At 44.5% G+C, this 21,884-nt stretch carries 20 protein-coding genes; all 20 read left to right on the top strand.

What is annotated here, in order from left to right:
* Positions 1-42: 42 nt before the first annotated feature.
* The 20 genes from NKT06_RS28480 (at position 43) to NKT06_RS28385 (ending at position 21,636) form a co-directional block, all read left to right on the top strand.
* Complete coding sequence (locus NKT06_RS28480) at positions 43-1,203, top strand: sensor histidine kinase (RefSeq protein ID WP_074092506.1); 1,161 nt, start codon at positions 43-45, stop codon at positions 1,201-1,203.
* A 7-nt stretch (positions 1,204-1,210) separates the two neighbouring features.
* Positions 1,211-1,933, top strand: a complete 723-nt coding sequence (locus tag NKT06_RS28475) for a response regulator transcription factor (protein ID WP_026081439.1) — start codon at positions 1,211-1,213, stop codon at positions 1,931-1,933.
* A 358-nt stretch (positions 1,934-2,291) separates the two neighbouring features.
* Positions 2,292-2,669, top strand: coding sequence for a hypothetical protein (locus NKT06_RS28470; protein WP_253441294.1), 378 nt, complete (start codon positions 2,292-2,294; stop codon positions 2,667-2,669).
* 442 nt (positions 2,670-3,111) lie between these two features.
* Positions 3,112-5,001, top strand: a complete 1,890-nt coding sequence (locus tag NKT06_RS28465; RefSeq protein WP_253441291.1) for a helicase-related protein — start codon at positions 3,112-3,114, stop codon at positions 4,999-5,001.
* A 116-nt stretch (positions 5,002-5,117) separates the two neighbouring features.
* A complete protein-coding gene (locus tag NKT06_RS28460; RefSeq protein ID WP_253441289.1) occupies positions 5,118-6,014 on the top strand; it encodes a ComFC family protein in 897 nt (298 codons plus the stop codon).
* 317 nt (positions 6,015-6,331) lie between these two features.
* Positions 6,332-10,843, top strand: a complete 4,512-nt coding sequence (locus tag NKT06_RS28455) for a fibronectin type III domain-containing protein (protein WP_253441287.1) — start codon at positions 6,332-6,334, stop codon at positions 10,841-10,843.
* Positions 10,844-10,992: 149 nt separating this feature from the next.
* Positions 10,993-11,397, top strand: coding sequence for a TIGR03826 family flagellar region protein (locus NKT06_RS28450; protein WP_253441285.1), 405 nt, complete (start codon positions 10,993-10,995; stop codon positions 11,395-11,397).
* 176 nt (positions 11,398-11,573) lie between these two features.
* On the top strand, positions 11,574-11,858 hold the full coding sequence (gene flgM / locus NKT06_RS28445; protein ID WP_053779526.1) for a flagellar biosynthesis anti-sigma factor FlgM: 285 nt from the start codon (positions 11,574-11,576) through the stop codon (positions 11,856-11,858).
* 11 nt (positions 11,859-11,869) lie between these two features.
* Positions 11,870-12,373, top strand: a complete 504-nt coding sequence (locus NKT06_RS28440; protein ID WP_076333996.1) for a flagellar protein FlgN — start codon at positions 11,870-11,872, stop codon at positions 12,371-12,373.
* A gap of 19 nt (positions 12,374-12,392) precedes the next feature.
* Positions 12,393-13,946, top strand: a complete 1,554-nt coding sequence (flgK, locus tag NKT06_RS28435; protein ID WP_253441284.1) for a flagellar hook-associated protein FlgK — start codon at positions 12,393-12,395, stop codon at positions 13,944-13,946.
* A gap of 24 nt (positions 13,947-13,970) precedes the next feature.
* Positions 13,971-14,891: a flagellar hook-associated protein FlgL gene (flgL, locus tag NKT06_RS28430; protein WP_253441282.1), complete on the top strand. Its 921-nt coding sequence runs from the start codon at positions 13,971-13,973 to the stop codon at positions 14,889-14,891.
* Between the two features lie 17 nt (positions 14,892-14,908).
* Positions 14,909-15,478, top strand: a complete 570-nt coding sequence (locus NKT06_RS28425; RefSeq protein WP_076333998.1) for a DUF6470 family protein — start codon at positions 14,909-14,911, stop codon at positions 15,476-15,478.
* Between the two features lie 105 nt (positions 15,479-15,583).
* Positions 15,584-16,012, top strand: a complete 429-nt coding sequence (gene fliW / locus NKT06_RS28420) for a flagellar assembly protein FliW (protein ID WP_301290191.1) — start codon at positions 15,584-15,586, stop codon at positions 16,010-16,012.
* The gene (gene csrA, locus NKT06_RS28415) at positions 16,013-16,258 is read left to right on the top strand and encodes a carbon storage regulator CsrA (protein WP_253441278.1); all 246 of its coding nucleotides are present in this window, start codon (positions 16,013-16,015) and stop codon (positions 16,256-16,258) included.
* A gap of 144 nt (positions 16,259-16,402) precedes the next feature.
* Positions 16,403-18,037, top strand: coding sequence for a flagellin N-terminal helical domain-containing protein (locus NKT06_RS28410; protein WP_253441276.1), 1,635 nt, complete (start codon positions 16,403-16,405; stop codon positions 18,035-18,037).
* 130 nt (positions 18,038-18,167) lie between these two features.
* A complete protein-coding gene (locus NKT06_RS28405; protein WP_253441274.1) occupies positions 18,168-18,557 on the top strand; it encodes a flagellar protein FlaG in 390 nt (129 codons plus the stop codon).
* Between the two features lie 16 nt (positions 18,558-18,573).
* The gene (gene fliD / locus NKT06_RS28400) at positions 18,574-20,148 is read left to right on the top strand and encodes a flagellar filament capping protein FliD (RefSeq protein WP_253441272.1); all 1,575 of its coding nucleotides are present in this window, start codon (positions 18,574-18,576) and stop codon (positions 20,146-20,148) included.
* 29 nt (positions 20,149-20,177) lie between these two features.
* Complete coding sequence (gene fliS, locus NKT06_RS28395) at positions 20,178-20,570, top strand: flagellar export chaperone FliS (RefSeq protein WP_253441270.1); 393 nt, start codon at positions 20,178-20,180, stop codon at positions 20,568-20,570.
* Positions 20,563-20,898 (top strand): flagellar protein FliT, encoded by a 336-nt coding sequence (gene fliT / locus NKT06_RS28390; RefSeq protein ID WP_253441267.1) that lies wholly within the window; start codon positions 20,563-20,565, stop codon positions 20,896-20,898. Before fliS ends, fliT begins: the two co-directional genes overlap by 8 nt.
* 540 nt (positions 20,899-21,438) lie before the next feature.
* Positions 21,439-21,636, top strand: coding sequence for a cold shock domain-containing protein (locus NKT06_RS28385; protein WP_024631599.1), 198 nt, complete (start codon positions 21,439-21,441; stop codon positions 21,634-21,636).
* The last annotated feature ends 248 nt before the right edge of the window (positions 21,637-21,884 follow it).

Below are 21,884 nucleotides of genomic sequence, written 5' to 3'. Positions count from 1 at the left end.
TATGATATATACCGGAAACGATAGAAATGGAGTCGAACAAACGTGGATTTACAAGCCGATGCCATAGACCGCGTCATTAAAAACGCCATACAAGTCATGGAAAACAGCAAATATCAAATGTTCGAAATTATGGACGCAACTCGCGATGAGCTGAAGACACTCAACGAGGAGTTGAAGTCGGTACTGAAGGAAACGGCGGAAACGATCGAGAAAGTAGATCAATTGGAGTTGAACTACCGCCGTTCCCGGATCCGGCTGACGGAGGTTAGCCGCGACTTTGTCCGTTATTCCGAGCATGATATCAAGCAGGCGTACGAGAAAGCAACACAGCTGCAGCTGGATCTGATGATTTATCGTGAGAAGGAAATGTATCTGAAGGCTCGTCGGGATGATCTGCAGAAGCGTGCCAAAAATGTGGAAGCTTCTGTCGAGCGTGCCGAGACGATCGGTTCGCAGATGGGTGTTGTACTCGAATACCTGTCAGGTGAGCTGGGTCAAGTGACCCGGATCATCGAATCTGCCAAAAATCGACAAATGATTGGTTTGAAAATAATTTTGGCCCAGGAAGAAGAGCGGAAACGTATTGCTCGTGAGATTCATGACGGGCCTGCACAGATGCTCGCCAATCTAGTGCTTAGGACGGAAATTGTAGAAAGAATGCTCATTAAGCAGGATTTTAAGATGGTCCAGGCCGAAATAGTAGATTTGAAAGGCCAGGTTCGTTCCAGTCTTGAAGAAATGAGAAAAGTTATTTTCAATCTGCGTCCTATGGCACTGGATGATCTGGGACTGATTCCAACGCTTCGGAAGTATGTGCAGGATTTTGAAGTAAAAACAAAAATCCGGTCGCTTTTTGAAACAAGAGGTAAGGAACACCGGTTATCTTCCGCGATGGAGGCAGCGATCTACCGCCTTGTTCAGGAAGGTCTGTCGAATGCTGCAAAGCATGCTTATCCCACTTATGTTGTAGTGGAAATTACATACCAGGCTCAGCTCGTCAAAATTGTCGTTCAGGACAATGGGCTTGGGTTCAAACCGGAGCTTCTTGCAAAGAAAAGCAAGGATCATACCCACTTCGGTCTGATTGGGATGAGAGAACGGGTTGAACTGTTAGAAGGAAGAATAGAGATTGAATCCGGAGAAAATCAAGGAACCAAAATAGTGATTCATATCCCGACAAACGTGGATAAGGGAAAGGAGTAGCAGGATGATGGAAAACCGTGATACTGGTAAAGCATCGATTAAAGTTCTTTTGGCTGATGATCATCAGCTGTTCCGTGAGGGACTGAAACGCATTTTAAATATGGAGGACGACATTGAGGTCATCGGCGAATGCGGCGATGGGATTCAAGTGCTCGAATTCTGCAATCAGGATAAACCTGATATCGTATTGATGGATATTAACATGCCAATTGAAAATGGGGTTGAAGCTACGGAGAAATTGCGTGAGCTGTTCCCTGATGTCAAAGTGATTATCTTGTCCATTCATGATGATGAAAGTTATGTGTTTGAGACGCTTCGTAAAGGGGCTAACGGATACTTGCTGAAGGATATGGAGGCCGAGTCTCTGATCAATGCGATTCGTTCCGTGCATGAAGGACATGCATTCATTCATCCAAAAGTGACAGGCAAACTGATCATGCAGCTGCGTCGTATGACGTATCTTAATGAAACAGGGGCGATGAGTGAAGGAGCTTCGAAGGAAGCAGGCGTTAAATTTGTCGCTGGCGACAATAACCCGCTCACACGTCGTGAGGCTGAAGTGCTTCGCTTAATGGCAGAAGGTAAGAGCAATAAAATGATTGGTGAATTCCTGTTCATCAGTGAAAAAACAGTAAAAAACCATGTCAGCAGTATTCTGCAGAAGATGGAAGTGGACGACCGTACACAAGCTGTTATCAATTCGATCAAGTATGGTTGGGTTACGCTCTAATACCTTATGTTTATCGTAGAAGCAGTATTCTTATGGTAAGTTAGTCCATTGGTTGATTCAACCTTGACGAAGTATAGATTGGTGTTCACTCGCGCCCTTTCCAGAATGCTGGATTGGTTTGCGGGTTAATGGACTTTATCACTGCACATGAGCAAAGCGCAAGGTTGTGCGGAACATGTGTTCAAGCTTAGGCGTGAATGAATGACCTGGCCTGTCTTTCTTCGTCCGGTGTCGATCAGCGTGGAATATGAGTGATAGGAAATGCAAGTGTAACCCTTCAGGAAGTACAGCATATACTTGTTGTATACAGGGATGTTCGCCATGGGTGAGCATGACCTTCCGAGGAGGTGCAGTTGCCATGGTTGCTCATCTGACTATGATTCTGCTCATATACTTCCTGGCGGCAATGGCCGTTCATGCCATGCACCAGCGCCATCTTTCTCGTCCGGAATCTGAAGGATTCGAGCAGATCCTGCTCATCCCTTCCAATCAGGCAGGGCGGATCGAAGGCATTGTAAGAGCACTTTGCCGGGAATTGTTATACCGTGGAAAGAGCTTCAGATTAACCGTTGTTGCTGATCGTACAGAAGCGGAAACGATTACGATTATTGAAAAGCTTATGCAAAGGCAAGGAATGGAGACATCTTATCTGCCTGCTGTCCCTGCTGATATTGAGCGGATAGCACAGATCGATCACACTTTTCGGCTGATTGATTTGCGTGAGTCTGAGCAATAAATCATCATGTGAACGGAAAATGGGATTAACATTTCGCAGATCTACAGTGAAAAGATTACAGCAGAAGCTGTAGTCTTTTTTTGTAATTGTAGCCAAGTCTGCTTTTAAATTAAAAATGGGTTTTTATGCAATCTATGGTTATTGCCTGGGTTCTGACGACGTAGCGATCATTAAAATAAGTTTTTCGAAGTCAGAACTCTTAATTTAAAAGTATAGACGATAGAGATTGGAAAAAGTTTCGCAATTTGAAAGAAAGATTCTGGTTATTAGAAGAACTGGTGTGAGTGAGTAACCTTGTGATGTAAAGATTCAATTGGTATAGTGTAAGTAGATTGAACATAAGCAGATGGAAAATGGACATGAAGCACATGCTCCGGCGAACAGCCGGGTTGGCATGTGCTTTTTTTGCGTTCGGAAAAATTACGATGGGGGAGGAGAGTAAATGAAGGTTGCCTTATATGTGTGCCGTATAGGGGAAGGGTGGAGCATGATGTTATCACTCGACATTCGTGTGGATGTGGCCTGGTGGCTAGAGGGAGGAAGTGGGCGACATGTGCTGCGCTGGTTGCTGTTAGATACGGCGTTGCCGTTAAGTCAGGCATCCTGGTTGGTAGAACATTTTGAGATGGAGCGAGGTATGGATCAGTGGGGTGAGCGTGAATGGCAGAGTTATCTTGCGCGGAAGCTGAATATGTATGAACTGGCCTCGGGGGAAGTTGAGTCGAGAAAAGGTATAGCGGGCAAAGCGGGGAGTGTCGCTGCGCGTTGCATTCAGGTAGGCGGGATGCCCGAGCCGTATCCCGCCGGGCAGTGGGCTCAGCTGGAGCGGGACGCGGCCCTGCTGGCTGAGCGGATCGGCGGCCGCCAATTGCTGGCGGCCGAGGCGGAGGCGTTGCTGGCGGATACCGCCCAGCCGCCAAGGGAGTGGCGCGCGGCTGCGCAGCTCGCGCGCTTGCACGGGCGGCTGAGTATCACAGCCGCCCTCCAAGGGCCTGCCACGCGCCGTCGGCACGCGTGGCTTGGACGCGCGCGGAGCGCGCCCCGCTGCCACCGTTGTGGCAGCGAAGCCAGGCAGCGCGTGCCCTGCGCTGCCTGCGGCTTGGCGGCGTGCGCCTACTGCGAGGCCTGCCTCGCGCTAGGGCGCAGCCGTGCTTGTGCGCTGCTGCTACGCAGTGCAGCGCAAGGGGCCGTGCCACGATGCGGCGAAGCACCGCGTGGCACGGCCTTGGCCCCCACCGGCGGCGGGCTCGCCCGGTGGGGGCTTAGCGCAGCGCAGAGCGCGGCAGCAGCTGCGGCGCTTGCGTTTTTGGCCCAGCCACCCGCAGGGGATGGGCCGGGGCGGTTCTTGCTGTGGGCCGTGACCGGGGCCGGCAAGACCGAGATGATATTCCCATTGCTCCAACATACACTGGATCGTGGCGGACGAGCACTGGTTGCTACGCCGCGCAGGGATGTGGTACTGGAACTGGCTCCGCGTCTGGCCAAAGCCTTTCCCAATATCTCGCTCGCTACCCTTTACGGCGGCAGTGACGAACGTTGGAAAGACGCTCAACTGACGCTCGCGACCACACATCAACTGATGCGTTTTTATCAGGGGTTTGATCTCGTGATCATCGATGAACTGGATGCCTTCCCGTACCATAACGATCCCATGCTCGCTCATGCGGCTGCATCTTCTTGTAAACTGGATGGGAATTTCGTATATTTGTCTGCTACACCACCAGCTCGGCTACAGAGGGAAGCAGCACAGGGGAAACTCACTCATGCCAAAGTTCCGGTACGTTTCCACCGTCATCCGTTGCCTGTGCCAAGATTGATCAAGATGATTACCGTTGCTGAATGTATTAGGAAACGAAATCTTCCTTCTGCTTTGAAAACTAACATCCAAATTTCATTGAAGCGTGACGCCCAGGTATTTGTGTTTGTGACACGCATTGCCCAGATTGAGGCGTTTGTGAATCTGATGCGCCGCACCTTTCCTGGAATACATATTGAAGGAACGTCATCTCAGGACCCCGATCGCGCTAGCAAAGTTATATCCTTTCGTGAACGTACCATTCGTTTGCTCGTAACGACAACGATTCTGGAGCGTGGCGTGACCATTCCACGCAGCGATGTCTTTATATTGGATGCAGACAATGGTCTTTTTGATGAAGCTTCACTGGTTCAGATGGCGGGCAGAGCAGGGCGTTCGATGGATGACCCGGCGGGAAGAGTGGTTTTTGCATCATCTCGTCGGACACGTTCACAGGTGAAGGCCGTTGCACAAATTCGGAAAATGAACACCATCGCTCGTCGCAAAGGCTACCTGCATCCGCCATCCCAGACATAATTGTTAATTGTGATCTGCCAAATATATGAATTAGCATCCATAGATCAAAGTACACACAGCGTATATTTCCTACATACCATTAGATTCTCCAGACCAGATTGGAGGTTTACACGATTATGTTCACCTGGCTCAGCAACATCGCCGATCATGCTCAGCACCTTACCCAACGCCTCCATCATCTGCTCGCCCCACCTGGAGCGACTTGTCTGACATGCGGCACTCGAGCGCTTCTGTCTTCAACTTATCCAGGTATATGCCCACGTTGTGTGAAACAAATTCCATGGATTCGTTCCATTCGCTGTCTGCGTTGTGGTCGGGGTGTCGGATGCCCGGACTGTGCGCGTCCACATATGCAAAACCGTTCTTTTATCTCCAATCGCAGTGCCGTACAATACAACACTTTAATGAAAGAATGGATAGGCATGTACAAATTCAGAGGCCATGAACGATACGCGCCGCTCCTAACCGCTTTGTTGATTCAAGCCTTTCAAGCGATGAGTGAGGAGCAGAATTCTGCTTTGGCAAAAGAACCCCCAGCCCTCGTGGCTCATTCCGCCACACTTGCTCAACAAACGAAGCCGCAATGGCGGCCTGACGCAGTCACCTATGTCCCGGTGAGCAGCGAGCGTCTGGCCGAGCGCGGCTTCAATCAGGCGGAGCGGCTGGCTGCTGGGCTCGCCACCGCCTGCCGCCTACCCATCCTTGATCTGTTGCAGCGCCAGATCAACACCACCAAACAAAGCTTCAAATCACGCGGTGAACGTATCGAAACGATGAAGAACGCTTTTTCCATCAACCCGGATGGCATGCATTTAATTGAAGAGCTATACAGGGGATCATATCTGCCAACACAAAAGGTCATGTCACATGCCAAACCCATACAGATCCTGCTAATCGATGATATATACACAACAGGCAGCACCTTGGACGCTTGTGGGCGGGTTATCTTAAATGCTGGTTATTCCATGGAGATTCCGGTTGAAATTTACACGCTGACACTGGCAAGATCATAGAAAGGAACTCCGAATAATGAATGACTGCCCAGCATCTTTCAGCCACTTTAGGTGTGAGATCTATACTTTATGATGAATAGTAGACAGGAAAATATGTTCTTTTATTAATCGTTGGTACATATGTGTGTATCACATTTCCATGTATACCATGTGAAATATAGGTGTTTGATGAGATTATAAATGAAAGCGTAATAAGAAATTTTTTACATGTAAAAAAGAGGAATTGGTTTTCTCGCGCAGAATAGATAGTTTTGCCGTTCACCACAGGTGACAGCATAGGGAGTGGCACAACATATCTTTTGAAGGGGAGAACAAAAGTGGTCGCAGGTAAAAGAAAAAACGGATTTTACTTATGGACTGTCCGTCTACTAGTATTCATGCTGGTATTCGGGCAGTTTGGCGTGTACGGGGGAAATCGGGCACATGCAGCGGTAGGAAGCGGGATAGTCTCATCAAGCAATGATTATCAATATGTAATGACCAACAATAACGGCCAATTAGAGGTGAACCAAAAATCAGTTAAACTGAGTTGGGCGAGATCCTACAATATTTCATCAACGGGATATTCTTTCACCAGAATGCAGTCTATCCTGGGTTTCACAAGTGATATTACCAACATAAGCTTTGGATCGTATACATCCAAATATGCCGGACAGATCGATAATGCTTTTTTAATTGATCTGAGCAAAGTGCGTGAAATTGCTACCGAGATGACGTACAGACAACCCTATAACCAAGTCGGACAATGGGAGATCACACACTATAATGTGCTAGGTCAACTGACGCCGATTGATGTATATGATTATGATGTAAGACAGTTGAGTTTGGTTGTAAACGCAGATACGGGAGAGGTTGTAGATTTTTACTCTGAACTTAATCCGTACTATACACGTAAAGCTGAACCCGCTTCTTTTACCAAACAGGAGGTAAACCCGTTACCAATTAATAATGTACCATCGGTGCCTTCGAATATAACGGGTAACTCCAGTGAAAACACGACTCATATCCGCTGGGATCATGCAGAGGAAGCTGTACAATATGAAATTGAGCGTGATGGTATGGTAATGGGGCCTTATTATGGTACGAGTTTGGATGATGCCGTGCTCATTCCTAACCAAAATTACTCTTACAAAATACGCGCTATAAATTCGATAGGAAAAAGTGAATGGAGTAGTGTCTTTATTATCAAAACACTGCTTAACGAACCTGTGATCTCCACGAGCTCTGAGCAAGGGAAAAATATAATAGAGTGGGCTGCAATTAATCATGCCGTTGGTTATCAACTTCAGATTGATGGTGAAGTCTCGATTGACCTAGGTAATGTAACGAATTACGAACACGTTGGTTTGGAGGCCAATTCCAGTCATACCTATGCATTAAAAGCAGTATCTTCAGATAATGAGAGCAACTGGAGCAGAACGGCTACGCAACTTGTTGTGCCAGACTCAGCCAGTGGTTTGAAAATTACAGAGAATACATTCAATAAAATCTCTTTAAGTTGGACTGCAATTAAAGGTTCTAGTGGATATGATCTGGAGGTTGATGGAATCGTCGTTCCGGTCTCTGGTACAACATACAGTAAGACGGCTCTTACGCCCAATACCGAGCACACATTTCGATTAAGATCTAAAAATGCAGGTGGCGTAGGTAAGTGGACTGATATGCTAACTGTTTCCACACTTTTAAGTACGCCTGTTCTTAAAGCAATTTCATCGCAAGAAGAAATGATTGTGGCATGGCCTGCAATTGAGGGAGCTACCTCTTATGAGGTGGAAGCTGATGGAGTTAATGTAGGAATTGTTGTAGATCCGGCTTATACACACACTGATCTATCACCAGGGACACTTCATAAATATCGTGTACGAGCTTTGAATGATACCAATACAAGTGCATGGACTGCAATTTTGTCCCAAAGTACACTCCCTGGTCCTGTTTCGAATCTCACTATAAATTCGGTCACTAATACAGCTATTGGTCTGAAATGGACAGCAGTGACAGGGGCGACAGGGTATGATTTGGAGATTGACGGTGCAATTGTACCTGTCACTGGCGTAGCCTACACAAAGAGTAACCTTGCAGCAAATACAGAACACACCTTCCGTATTCGTTCGAAAAATGCTGCAGGCGTGGGTGATTGGAGTGATCCTCTCAGTACAACGACACTGCTGAATACACCTGTATTAAAGGCGGCGTCAGAAGAAACAAGTATCAAGCTGACTTGGGCAGATGTACCAGATGCGATTACATACGAGATTGAAGCCGATGGTACTGTTATGAAAACATCAAGCGAACTAACATTTGTACACAGCGATCTATTGCCGGGGACGGCACATAAGTATCGTATTCGTGCTTTGACAGAAAACAATACAAGTGCATGGACAACAATTCTGACGCAGAGCACGATACCGGCTTCGGTTACAGGGTTGAATATCAGCTCTGCGACGAACGTGGCCATTGCCTTGAAATGGATAGCAGTAACTGGAGCGACGGGGTATGACCTAGAAATCGACGGTACCGTTGTCCCAGTAACGGGAGTAGCCTACACGAAGAGCGGTCTTGCAGCAAATACAGACCATACCTTCCGTATCCGTTCGAAGAACGCCGCAGGAGTAGGTGCTTGGAGCGATTTGATTAGTGGAACAACATTATTGAATACACCCGTATTAAAAGCAACATCAGAAGAAACGGCAATTAACCTAACTTGGGCAGCTGTTGCAGACGCTACTACTTATGAAATTGAAGCCGATGGTGCAGTGATTGCCACAGTTAGTGATCCGGTGTATGAACATGTTGATCTGTTACCAGGGACTGCGCATAAGTATCGAATCCGTGCTCTTACGGATATCAATACGAGTGCATGGACAACAGTGCTGACGCAAAGTACAATACCCGCTTCGGTTACAGGTTTAAATATTAGCTCTGCGACGAACGTGGCTATTGCATTGAAGTGGACAGCAGTAACCGGGGCGACAGGATATGATATAGAGATTGACGGAACGGTTGTCCCAGTAACGGGAGTAGCCTATACGAAGAGCGGTCTTGCAGCAAATACAGACCATACTTTCCGTATTCGTTCGAAGAATGCGGCAGGAGTAGGTGCCTGGAGTGATCTGATTAGCGGAACAACACTACTGAATACACCCGTATTAAAAGCAACATCAGAAGAAACGGCAATTAATCTAACTTGGGCAGCTGTTGCAGACGCTACTACTTATGAAGTTGAAGCCGATGGTGCAGTGATTGCCACAGTTAGTGATCTGGCATATTCACATATTGGGTTGTTACCAGGAACAGCGCACAAGTATCGTATACGTGCTCTAACGGATAACAATACGAGTGCTTGGACTGCTGTACTGTCGCAAAGTACGATACCTGCTTCAGTTGCGGGACTTAATATTAGTTCTGTTACGAATGTGGGAATCACTCTAAAATGGACAGCAGTGACCGGGGCAACGGGGTATGACCTAGAAATTGATGGCACCATTGTCCCGGTAACGGGAGTAGCCTATACGAAGAGTGGTCTTGCTGCGAACACTGAGCATACCTTCCGTATTCGTTCAAAGAACGCCGCAGGAGTAGGTGCTTGGAGCGATCTAATCAGTGGTATGACTCTTTTGAATACACCTGTATTAAAGGCAACATCGGAGGAAACAGCAATCAATCTATCATGGTCGGATGTAGAAGATATGACAGCGTATGAAGTTGAAGCCGATGGTACAATTGTTGGTATAGTTAGTGAGCCAGTATATATACACGATGGTTTATTACCCGGAACAGCACACAAGTATAGAATTCGCGCTTTAAAAGGTGAAAACACAAGTGCATGGACAGCAGTGCTGACGCAAAGTACCATCCCTGCTGCAGTTAACGGTTTCATGTTAAATACCGCTACACCTGTTGCGATCTCAATGAAATGGAGCCCTGTTACAGGCGCTACCGCTTACGATTTGGAAATTGACGGCGTTGTGATTTCTGTGAGTGGCTCTGCTTATACGAAAAGTGGTCTTCTAGCCAATACAGATCATACCTTCCGCATTCGTGCCAAAAATGGTGCCGGCATGGGTAGCTGGAGTGAGATCGTAACTGCTTCGACCCAGTTAAATGTACCCACAACGCTGAAAGGTGTACCTGAAGAAACGGCAGTTACGCTGACATGGAATGAAGTTGCGGGTGCAACTAAATATGAGATTGAGGCAGATGGCATAGTAGTTGCTACGGTGAGTGATCTCATGTATGTACACAATGGAGTATTTGGTGGAACGATTCATAAATATCGTATTCGTGCCCTGACTGACACTAATGCGAGTGCATGGACAGCGATACTGTCCCAAACTACGTTGCCTGCCAGTGTCTCAGGTTTAAGTATTAACTCTGCAACCACAGCGGCTATCGCGCTGAGATGGACTGCTGCAACTGGAGCTACAGGGTATGATCTGGAGATTGATGGTACAGTAGTTGCCGTGAGTGGAGTTGCTTATACAAAGAGCGGACTTGCACCAAATACGGAACATACCTTCCGAATTCGTGCTAAAAATGCTTCTGGTGCAGGAGCTTGGAGTGAGAGTATAAGTGGAATGACTCAATTAACTACACCTGTGCTGAAGGGAACTTCGGACAGAACAAACGTTATTCTGACGTGGGACGCGGTTGGGGGAGCTTCATCCTACGAAATTGAAGCCGATGGGCAAATTGTGGCGACGGTCAGTGATGCAACATTTACTCATTCTGACTTGTTACCGTCCAGTTTGCATAAATATCGCATTCGGGCCTTCAACGATCAGAATACAAGCGTATGGTCTTCTGCATTAAGTATTAGAACATTAAATTAGTGATGAAGAATGGGGAGCGGGGTTGCATATATGTGCATCCTGTTCCCCTCTTTTGTTTTGCAAATAGACTATGGCTTCATCAGAGAAAATAAGGTAATGTATAGTTATTATCTATTCGGAAATGGAAGTTTGAGAGGGGCGTTTTAGCGATGAATCTAGGTAATTGTCCTCGCTGTGGTAAATTATATGCGTTGAATTTTCGAGATGTATGCTCGAATTGTATTAAGGAAATGGAAGCAGAATATCAGATCTGTGTAGATTATTTGCGCGAAAACAAAGGCACCAACATACAGGAACTATCTGATGCAACAGAAGTTTCGATCAAAACCATTACCAAGTTCATCCGAGAGGGACGGATTTCCATCGAAAATGCCCCGAATATGATGTATCCTTGTGAAGTATGCGGAACATTGATTCGTGAAGGTCATATGTGTGACTCTTGTCGTCATCGCTTGACGAAAGACTTGGCTAGTGCAGCTCGCGATGTAGGTCAGAAGGATAACGGCAATATAGGCGGACGAACCTACAATGCTCTCGACAAACTACGCGATTAATAGGAGTCAGGGCTCAAATACATGTTTTGCTATAACAAATGTTTTGAAACGTACCGATAAACTTATTAAAGATTATCGGTTTTTTTTATTATCCTAATCATTTCGATAACATAAAGATAAAGTAAGAAAAACGTATATCAATGTAAAATTCTAACGTGGAAGGAAGTGTAGTTCATATGAAAATCAATGAACCGAGTAGAATTGGCGCCATCAATTCATATCAGAGGAACGTTGAATCCAATCAGCAGGCTGATGCTAAGAAGAGCCGCCGTAAGGACGAAGTATCCATTTCTCCGGAGGCGATGAAGATGCTTGAGGAACAAGGGCGTACACAGGATGCAGGACGCATTCAGCGGATACAGGAACTGAAAGAACAGGTCAGTTCAGGAACGTATCAGGTAGACAGCAGCAAGCTTGCTGACAAATTGCTACCGTATTTTAAGTCTTTTGATAAGGAATAGGTGATCACGTAATGGCAGCACTGGACAGATTAATTGCAGTTTTGCAGCAAATGGAACAAAGTCACCGCGATATGCTGGCACTCAGCGAGGTCAAGAGACAGGTCATTGTCAAAAACGATGTGGATGAACTCATTGCCGTTCTGAACAAAGAATCCCGTTTCATGAAACAACAGGAGCCATTGGAGATCGAACGGCAGAGTGCAGTTCACGAATTGCTTCAGGAGCGTGGAATCAAGTCCATGCTGAACCTGAACATTACAGAGATCTCCAAATTGATTTTTGATCCGGCTGACAAACAGCGATTGCTCGAAGTCCAGAAGAAGCTGGCGGGAACACTCCAGGAATTAAAGGAAATCAATCAACTGAATCAAAAGCTGATCGAGCAATCGTTGATGTTTATTGATCTTTCAATGGATATCTTTGCTTCTCGGCCAGAACAGGATGCCACATATCAGCATCCTGCTGATAAGAACGGCAATCCAGGGCGAATCGGTCTGTTTGACACGCGTGCCTGATTAATTAGGGGGAAACCAGGTGACATCTACATTTCATTCAATCGAAACGGCTAAACGCAGTTTGTTCACACAGACGACAGCTCTTAGCACAACAGGCCATAACGTAGCCAATGCCAACACGGAAGGCTATTCACGTCAAAAGGTAAACATGCAGGCATCCATTCCAATGGAGCCATTTGCATTTTTGCATAGCACAACACCAGGACAGCTTGGTACAGGGGTAGAGTTCGACTCCATTACCCGTGTGCGTGAGAAATTCCTGGACGACCAATATCGTAATGAAAACACCAACTTCGGGAGTTGGTCCATTCAACGAGATACACTTGAGAAACTTGAAGCTATTGTGAACGAGCCATCGGAGACCGGATTTCGAACCGTAATGGATAACTTCTACAAATCATGGTCAGATCTGAGTAAAAACCCTGAGGATGTTACGGCACGCCGGATTGTCAAGGAAACAACTCTCGCTCTTACGGATGCGATGAATCAGATTAGCCGCCAATTGGATGCGCTTAGTCAGGATTTGGACAGTAACATCACTGTGAAAAGTAATGAAATCCAGGGTTACCTGGGTAACATTGCGAACCTCAATAGTGCCATAGTGAAAATTGAGTCTCTTGGCGACAATGCCAACGATTTGCGTGATCAACGTGATCTGATGACCGATAAACTGTCCAAAATCATGAATATTACTGTTACTGATTCTCAACAAGGATACCAGATCCAGATGAATGGACAGGCACTTGTTACAGGCGGGGCAGTACAAGTGGCGGTAGATCCTGCTTTTCTGAATGATGCATATACTGCGGGCACACTCACCAATGGTGAAGTTCATGGCATGATTAAGTCTAGAGATACATTGGTAAGTGATTATCGGAAACAAATGGACGACTTGGCTAATACCCTTGCTAACGGAGATATTGAAATTACTCTTCCTGCCGGTTCGGTCTTGCCAGACAATACTATACTGGATGGTGTTACATACACAGGTGCAGCACGAACACTGGCTACAGACCTGAAGGTTACAGTAAAAGGACTTAATGGATTGCATCAGCTTGGATACAGCATGGATGGAACTAACTCTGGAGGAGTCCCATTCTTTACAGCAGCGGGTGGTGGAACAGCCATTACAGCTGGCAATATTTCATTGAACGCAGAGATCCTGGCTGATCCGAATAAGATTGCGACCTCACTCCGCACATCGGATGCTTCTGGTACAGAGACTGTAATCAAAGGTAACAATACACTTGCCATTTTGCTTGCGAACCTGAAAGATACACCAATGAAATCAGCGGACGGTTTACGTAATGCAACGATCGGTGCACAATTCAGTGCCATTGTGGGACAACTGGGGGTACAATCTCAGGAAGCTGCACGTCAGACATCCAACTCGGAGTTCCTTGTGGAGCAAGTGGACACCCGTCGTCAATCCGTGAGTGGCGTATCTTTGGATGAAGAGATGTCCAATATGATCAAGTTCCAGCATGCATATAATGCATCTGCTCGATTTATGACCACATATGATGAATTACTTGATAAGTTGATTAACTCTACTGGGACAGTAGGCAGATAATAGAAGGGAGTGACAAATCAGACCATGAGAATAACGAATAATATGCTCAGTTCACAGCTACTTTTGAACTTAAACCGGAACGCACAGCAGATGAACAACACCCAGACCCAACTGGCAACAGGCCGCAAGATCAACAAACCTTCGGACGATCCGGTAGGGATTACTTACTCCCTTCGTTATCGTGCAGAACTTTCATCGAACGATCAGTATCAGAAAAACGTAGACAGTGCTATATCATGGCTTGAGTTTAATGATACGGTTATGAATCAGGCGGGTAACGCCGTACAACGTCTGCGCGAGTTGACGGTACAAGCTTCGACAGGGACCAATCCCCAGTCCGCGCTCGACAGTATTAATGAAGAGGTCAAACAGTTGAAAGAGCAACTGATTGATATCTCGAACAGTAAGCTTAACGGAAAATATATTTTTAATGGCGAGACATATGATGTTAAACCATATGATTTCCCGTCTAATCCAGACGGTACTTTAGATACAACAAACGCTGCTTCTATTGTGACGGATAAAGGGAAGATTAACTTCATCGTAGGTGAAAGTGTTCAATTGCCTATTAATGTGAGTGGTAATGAAGTGTTTGGCACAGAGACGGAAGAAGATAACTTGTTCAACATCGTGAACAACATTATGAAAGCTCTCACAGAAGGAAATCAAAAAGAGTTATCAAATCAGTTGAACAATATTGATAGCCGTACCGACAAGATGCTTGCGATCCGTTCTGAGATTGGTGCCAAGACGAACAGGGTTGATCTGATGATGGGACGTTTGGATGATCTCGGCATTAACCTGACAGATCTACAATCCAAAGTCGAGGATGCGGATTATGCCGAACTGGCGATGCAATCCAAGATCCAGGAAAACATCTATAATGCTTCTTTATCTGCGGGGGCCAAAATTATCTCACCATCTCTGGTGGACTTCTTAAGATAAAAAGGAGGAGTTAACGTTTGAGTACTCTTCCCGTTCTTCAGATTAGGACAACGCCTACTCTATTAAGTATTGATGCTGATCCAGGACAGTTCTCCATTCGTCAACCCAAAGCTGAGGTGCAGTTGAACACCAGACCTGCCAAGCTAACAGTGGAGAGTCATCCGATGAGACTGAGTGTAGATCAGAGCAAAGCATTCTCTGCTTACACAGGCGGCAATATGATTGATATGAATGCACGGATCTATTCAGGCATTCAACAGATCTTTTTGCAAAATATGGCTGAACGAGTTCAGCAGGGCAATGAATTGGCTGCAATTCATAAGCCTGGAAATACCATTGCGAATATTATTGGCTCAGACTGGCAGGCGAGGCCGTTTCCTGAAACGCGGACACCCGCTTCTTCCGGGAATGTAGAGACTCGTGTTTATACTCAGGCGCCAGATATCAACTTTACTCCAGCTGTCTCGGAAATGAATGTCATTGTGAATAGACCGGAGATTGAGTATAATCGGGGCAAGCTTGATATCTATGTGAAGCAGTATGCATCGATTCAGTACACGCCACCTGCCATAGATATAGGATTATAGTTACTCTAAAGTAGAGCTATAGACGGTCTTGATCTTAGACATCTATGGCTCTTTTTGCATAAAACTTTCGCCAGGGAGGCGTTTATTATTCATATTCAGACAAGCATGTGGGGATCATTAGAGGTAAAAAAGGAAGATGTATATCAATTTCCTAAGGGTTTACCCGGATTTGAAGAGGAAACCGAGTTTGCATTGGTTCCTTGGGAAGATACACCTTTCAGTTATTTGCAATCGACAAGAGAGCCGGGACTGGCATTCCTCTTGGTAAGTCCATTTACTTTTGTACCAGATTATAGTTTTGAATTGGGAGAGGTAGATAAGGAAGAATTGAAGATTGTTGAGCAAGTGTCTGTATACTCCATGGTCACGATTCATTCACAGGCGAATAAATCAACAATGAACCTGCTTGCACCCGTAGTTCTTAACCCCGAGCGACATTTAGGTAAACAAGTTGTGCTCCATCAGTCTTCTTACGATACACGCCATCTGATCTGGGAAGAAGACGAAGCCAAATCCGTGAAAGGTGGAGTGTAAATGCTGGTATTATCACGTAAAAAAGGCGAGTCCATTATCATTCAGGATCAGATTGAGGTGACTGTACTCGCTGTAGAGGGAGATACAGTACGTATTGGAATCTCCGCACCCAAGCATATTGATATATTCAGGCAGGAAATATATGCATCCATTCAAGAGGCCAATCGGGAGTCTGCGACACCGCTTGCAGCCAATATTGAAGCCTTTATGGAACGTCTGCGAATTACAGATATCAAAAAAGATTAAAAATATTCCAATTTGCTATAAACAGTTGCTCACCTTCCGTCGATATATAATTTAGACGCTGCTTCGGCAGGGCGGCCGACCTTAATGTCGCGGCGTTTACCACAAGGATGTGGAACTAATTTATCTTCAGGGAGGAAATATCAAATGATTATCAACCATAATATTACGGCGTTGAACACTCACCGCCAACTGTCCACTAACTCTGCTGCAACTAGCAAAAACATCGAGAAATTGTCTTCAGGTCTTCGTATCAACCGTGCTGGTGACGATGCTGCAGGCTTGGCAATCTCCGAAAAAATGCGCGGTCAAATCCGCGGTTTGGATATGGCTTCCAAAAATGCTCAAGATGGTATCTCTTTGATCCAAACAGCTGAGGGTGCATTGAGCGAAACTCACTCCATCCTGCAACGTGTACGTGAACTTTCCGTTCAATCCGCTAACGGTACGAACACTGAAGAAGATCGTAAAGCATTGCAAAGCGAAGTAACACAATTGAAATCCGAAATCGACCGTATCGGCGATACTACGGAGTTCAATACTAAGAAATTGTTGAACGGTGCTTTGAAAACTGCAGGTGCTTCTGTAGGGCAGGATTCTACAACTGGTACAGTGGTTGCCAAACAAACAGCTGCTTCTTTGACTGGTGCTGCTGCAATGAACACTGCATTAGCAATTACGTCCGCTGACTTCAAGAGTGAAACTATTAAAATTGATGGTACTGATATTAAAGTCGATTGGCAAAACCTTTCCACAGATGAGCAAAACACAATCTTGGCAGGTAAAGGTACTGGTGCCACTGATTCGTCAATGAAAGCTGCTGCTGATCTGATCGTAAGCAAAATCAATGAAGCAATTGATGCATCCGGCGCAAATGTTGCACATATTTCTGGTTATGTAAATGCTGCTTCGACTCTTGTTCTGGAAAGTGGCTCTAAAGGAACAGAATCGGGCATTTCGATTGCTACGGCTAATCAACAGCTTGTAGGTAAATTCATTGGAGCAGCTGCGGCTAATACTGGAGCTACTGGTACTAGCACTTACAATGGCACTGATGTAGCAGCAGGTGACCAATTCAACTTCCAAATTGGAGATACTAAACTTCAAGCAACATTGACGGGTGCTATTGATAACACAACAACAATGGCAGCAGCAGCAACACAATTGCAAGCGGATATTAACACAGCAATTGCAGCTGCTAATGCTGCAGCTGGAGCAACTAAAGATGGAGATTTCGGCTATATCAAAGATGTCAAAGTAAATGCTTTGTCTGATGGTCGTTTTGAAATCGTAAGTGAGAGTGGTCCAATCAACCTGCAAGATTTGGCTGGTAAATCAACTGTGAAAGATCTGGGTCTTTCTCAAGCTCAAACTGATGCTTCCGGCAACGGTGGTGTTACATTCCAAATCGGTGCAAACAAAGGTCAAAGCATCACTTTCGGTGTGAATGACATGCGTTCCGCTGCTCTGGGTGTAGCTGGTGTAGATATCTCGACTACAGCTGGTGCTTCCAATGCAATCACTTCTTTGGATAAAGCAATCAGCTCCGTTTCCAGCGAGCGCGCTAAATTGGGTGCTGTTCAAAACCGTCTGGAACACACAATCAACAACTTGAACACATCTTCCGAGAACCTGACTGCAGCTGAGTCCCGTGTACGTGACGTTGACATGGCTAAAGAAATGATGGAACAAACGAAGAACAACATCCTTGCACAAGCTGCACAAGCAATGTTGGCTCAAGCTAACCAACAACCACAAGGCGTTCTGCAATTGCTTCGTTAAGATTCACTTTAATACCGAAAGCTCCGGATTATTCCGGGGCTTTTTTTTGTTTTGCTAGGAATTCCCTAAAATTACGTTGACCAATAACCGATATATATAATAAATCAAGCGTTCTTGGAGGATAGAGCACATGAATGTACAGTTTTCCTTCTCGGCATCCGGCGCAGCTAACGGACAGCCACGACCAGAAGTAGCTCCTGTTCAAAGTGCAAGTGAATCAATATCTTCAGCGTCAGCTATTAAAAATTATAAAGACCTGAGCACGAGAGAAAGTCAAGGTGCCAAAATTTCGGTTGCAGATGAGCAATTAATTAAAACGATTGAACGTGCGGTGCAATCTTTGCAAGGCCCCGAGACTACGTTGGAAATCAGTGTACATGAGAAGACCCATGACATCATGGTGAAAGTGATGAACAAAGATACGGGAGAACTTATTCGTGAGATTCCACCAGAGAAAACATTAGACTTGGTAGCCAAGATGATGGAAATTGCAGGTATATTGGTAGACGAAAAAATTTAATTATAGGAGGGATTTCATGGTAACTCGTATTAACGGCTTCTCAGGCATGGACGTAGATAGTATGGTTAAGAGCATGATGACTGCCAAGCGTATTCCGTTGGATAAACTGAATCAGGAAAAGCAAATCCTGGAATGGAAACGTGATAGTTATAGAGAAATTAATAGCAAACTCGTAGACTTTCGTACGAACAAACTCATTGATAAGTATGGAAAAAGTGCGGCATTAAATACACAAAAAGCCGTTGTGAGTGGAAACACCGATGCTCTAAAAGCTGAAGCTTCGGCAAACGCTAACGGAATTGATATGAAAGTCAGTATTACGCAATTAGCAACCAAGAAGACAGTTGAAACATTCGGGCTCAATGCACCAGTAGCCAGTACCAAAACGTTAGCTGATTTGCAGATTATGAAAGAAGGAAAAGATCCAGCTACACTCACAGAGGCAGATCGAACTGCGCTCAATGCTGAAGAATTTAAATTCACGATTAACGGTGTGAGTTTTACCGATAGTAATGGTAAGTCATTATTTACCGGATCTACATCCATCGCTACGATGGTCGCTACGATTAATGGTAATGCCAAAGCTAACGTTACTGCCAAGTATGATGAGATAAGTGGTAAATTAATTATCAACTCTAAAACGAGTGGTACAGACGGTAAAGCAGATCTTGTAGCAACGGATGATGACAGTTTACTTGAGCTTTTTAATCAGAAATATAACCCAGTTAATGATGGGCCGGACAAGTACAAAACAACAAATGCTCAAGATGCCAAATTCAGTGTTAACGGCAGAGATTATACGGACAAGAGCAATACTGTTACCATTAACGGTGTGCAGTTAACTCTTCAGAAGACGACAGCAGATCCGGCAGACCCTTCTAAGGACATACCTGTTAGCATTACGACATCGAGTGATACTGAAACTGCTTTGCAAACTATTAAAAGCTTCGTAGAGGACTATAACTCGTTAATAACGTTGTTAAATACCAAGTTAGATGAGAACAAATATCGTGACTTCAAACCGTTGACCGACGAACAAAAGACAGCGATGAAAGATACGGATATTACAAACTGGACCGACAAAGCTAAGAGTGGTCTATTGAAAAATGATGACATTTTAAGATCAGCGCTTTCTAACATGAGAGGAATTATATCGGGTCAAGTCGTCGCTTTATCTGAGATGGGGATTACAATGGGATCCTACAACTCAGGAGGCAAAATTGTTCTGGATGAAGTCGTCTTGAAAAAAGCGTTGACTGAGAATCCTCAAAAAGCAGTTGATCTGTTCCAGGGCACAGGTAGTGAGGCGAATAATGGTATTTTTGACAAGTTGGCAGACAAAATATCAGGTTCGTTGGATAGTCTCGTTACACGTGTCGGAACCAGTAAATTCTCAGCTGATCTCACAGTCAGTTACAAAGAAGAAAGTGCTATGGGTAGGAAACTCAAAGAGTACAATAGTCGAATTACGAATATGCTTACCATTTTGGAAAACACAGAGACTCGTTATTATAAACAGTTCACTGCGATGGAAACAGCAATGAACAAACTCAGTTCACAGTCGTCCAGTCTATTCTCTACCACAAGCTAAGAGAAATTTTATAATAGAGGGTGACCTAATTGATTAAATCTCCATATGAAAAATATCGTCAATCTTCCGTTCAGACTTCAACGCCAGCTCAATTGGTTATTATGCTGTATGATGGGGCAATCCGATTTGTAAAAGTTGGACTTGAGGGCCTGAATAACCAGGATATTGAAAAGGCAAATTTGAATCTGGGTAAAGCTCAGACGATTATTAGTGAACTTATGTCTACGCTGGACCAGTCATTCGATGTATCCAAAAACTTGTTCGCTCTATATGAGTATACGAACTATCTTCTAATCGAGGCTAATATTCGTAAAAGTCCAGAAAAAGCAGAAGAGGCCATTGGATATTTGACGGATTTGCGGGAAACTTGGGTGCAGGCTTCTAAACTTGCCTCTGCTCAGACTGAAAGTGCTCATGGATAAGCTTATTGAGCAATTGTCTATAATGACTCAGGAAGTCATTGAACGGATTGAGGAGATCTCATATGAGGAACTGGAAACCTTCATACAAGATCGACAACAAATTGTTGATGCTATAGTTAAAGAGAGTGAGAATTGTCCTCTGGGTGTGAAACAAAAAGAGGAAGTTCATCGGATTTTGGCCTATGATAAAACTTTACTTGATCGCATGAATTCACTTCGGATTGAGGCTCAAGATTGGTTGCATAAGCGTAATCAAGCAAAAATGCAGCGAAATGTATATGAGACTGCTTATGCACCTGATAGCATGCTAATGGATAGAAGAAAATAATACATTAAGAACAGGGCAGATCTCCTAAGATTTGCTCTGTTTTATTTTAAAAGTAGTCTGTAATTCTTCTTATCTATGAAAATGAAGATTGTTTTAATAAATAATTTGATTGTTCATATAAATATGAGTTAATAGATTTAAGCAAACAGTGCCATGTTTTTTGTGATCTACTACTTTTTAGTACAGGTCAATTTTCTGCTTATCCTAGCTAACCCCTTATACTAATTAACTATAATAGTAAAATTATAGAATGTTTAACTTTCGTAAATTTTGTTATTCACTCGTTATCTGAATAGTAAACTCTCATTCGAGTTTCTATTATTAATACATCAAAAATAGACTTACCAACCCTCCGATTACTTGATATATTCAAGATATCCCACCTTTCAACACAATCCCCAATTAATCTACAAAAAATTCCAAGAAAACATTTACTTTACCAATTGACAATGGATAACTTTGGGTGGTATTATCTGAATTGTGGGCAGAGGTTAAGGCCGAAAGCTTCACTTCATTTGATGACGAAGGGAATGTTAGTGCATGCAAGGTAAAGTAAAATGGTTCAACGCAGAAAAAGGTTACGGTTTCATTGAGACTGAAGATGGCGGCGACGTATTCGTACATTTCTCCGCAATTCAATCCGAAGGATTCAAAACTTTGGAAGAAGGTCAATCCGTAGAATTCGACATCGTCGAAGGCGCGCGTGGACCGCAAGCAGCTAACGTAATCAAATTATAATCATCCGGACAATCCGACCTACATATATGGTTAGATGGTTACCAAATTGAATTATCGCTAGCATCAGACTCCGGTATGTTCCGGGGTCTTTTTTTGTTCTAATAGATTCGAGATTTTAGATCATTCCGGGAACAGTAATCTTGTGGATTTAATAGATTAAAGAAGTAGATTCAAGAGATTAATTGAAGTTCATTTTACATATTAGATTGAGGTAACTCATAAATGGTTAATTACATCATCAAGCGCCT

The organism is Paenibacillus sp. 1781tsa1, assembly GCF_024159265.1.
In the GTDB taxonomy this organism is placed as follows: domain Bacteria; phylum Bacillota; class Bacilli; order Paenibacillales; family Paenibacillaceae; genus Paenibacillus.
Note: the sequence above shows the minus strand (reverse complement) of the source record. Positions and strands in the feature narration are given on the sequence as shown.

Bases quoted from the DNA above. Each gene is read 5' to 3' on its own strand.
- fliT (WP_253441267.1), top strand. From the start codon at position 20,563: ATGGATAAGCTTATTGAGCAATTGTCTATAATGACTCAGGAAGTCATT.
- NKT06_RS28385 (WP_024631599.1), top strand. From the start codon at position 21,439: ATGCAAGGTAAAGTAAAATGGTTCAACGCAGAAAAAGGTTACGGTTTC.
- NKT06_RS28460 (WP_253441289.1), top strand. From the start codon at position 5,118: ATGTTCACCTGGCTCAGCAACATCGCCGATCATGCTCAGCACCTTACC.
- NKT06_RS28410 (WP_253441276.1), top strand. From the start codon at position 16,403: ATGATTATCAACCATAATATTACGGCGTTGAACACTCACCGCCAACTG.
- fliW (WP_301290191.1), top strand. From the start codon at position 15,584: ATGTGGGGATCATTAGAGGTAAAAAAGGAAGATGTATATCAATTTCCT.
- flgM (WP_053779526.1), top strand. From the start codon at position 11,574: ATGAAAATCAATGAACCGAGTAGAATTGGCGCCATCAATTCATATCAG.
- NKT06_RS28470 (WP_253441294.1), top strand. From the start codon at position 2,292: ATGGTTGCTCATCTGACTATGATTCTGCTCATATACTTCCTGGCGGCA.
- csrA (WP_253441278.1), top strand. From the start codon at position 16,013: ATGCTGGTATTATCACGTAAAAAAGGCGAGTCCATTATCATTCAGGAT.
- fliD (WP_253441272.1), top strand. From the start codon at position 18,574: ATGGTAACTCGTATTAACGGCTTCTCAGGCATGGACGTAGATAGTATG.
- NKT06_RS28475 (WP_026081439.1), top strand. From the start codon at position 1,211: ATGGAAAACCGTGATACTGGTAAAGCATCGATTAAAGTTCTTTTGGCT.
- flgL (WP_253441282.1), top strand. From the start codon at position 13,971: ATGAGAATAACGAATAATATGCTCAGTTCACAGCTACTTTTGAACTTA.
- NKT06_RS28465 (WP_253441291.1), top strand. From the start codon at position 3,112: ATGAAGGTTGCCTTATATGTGTGCCGTATAGGGGAAGGGTGGAGCATG.
- NKT06_RS28440 (WP_076333996.1), top strand. From the start codon at position 11,870: ATGGCAGCACTGGACAGATTAATTGCAGTTTTGCAGCAAATGGAACAA.
- NKT06_RS28450 (WP_253441285.1), top strand. From the start codon at position 10,993: ATGAATCTAGGTAATTGTCCTCGCTGTGGTAAATTATATGCGTTGAAT.
- NKT06_RS28405 (WP_253441274.1), top strand. From the start codon at position 18,168: ATGAATGTACAGTTTTCCTTCTCGGCATCCGGCGCAGCTAACGGACAG.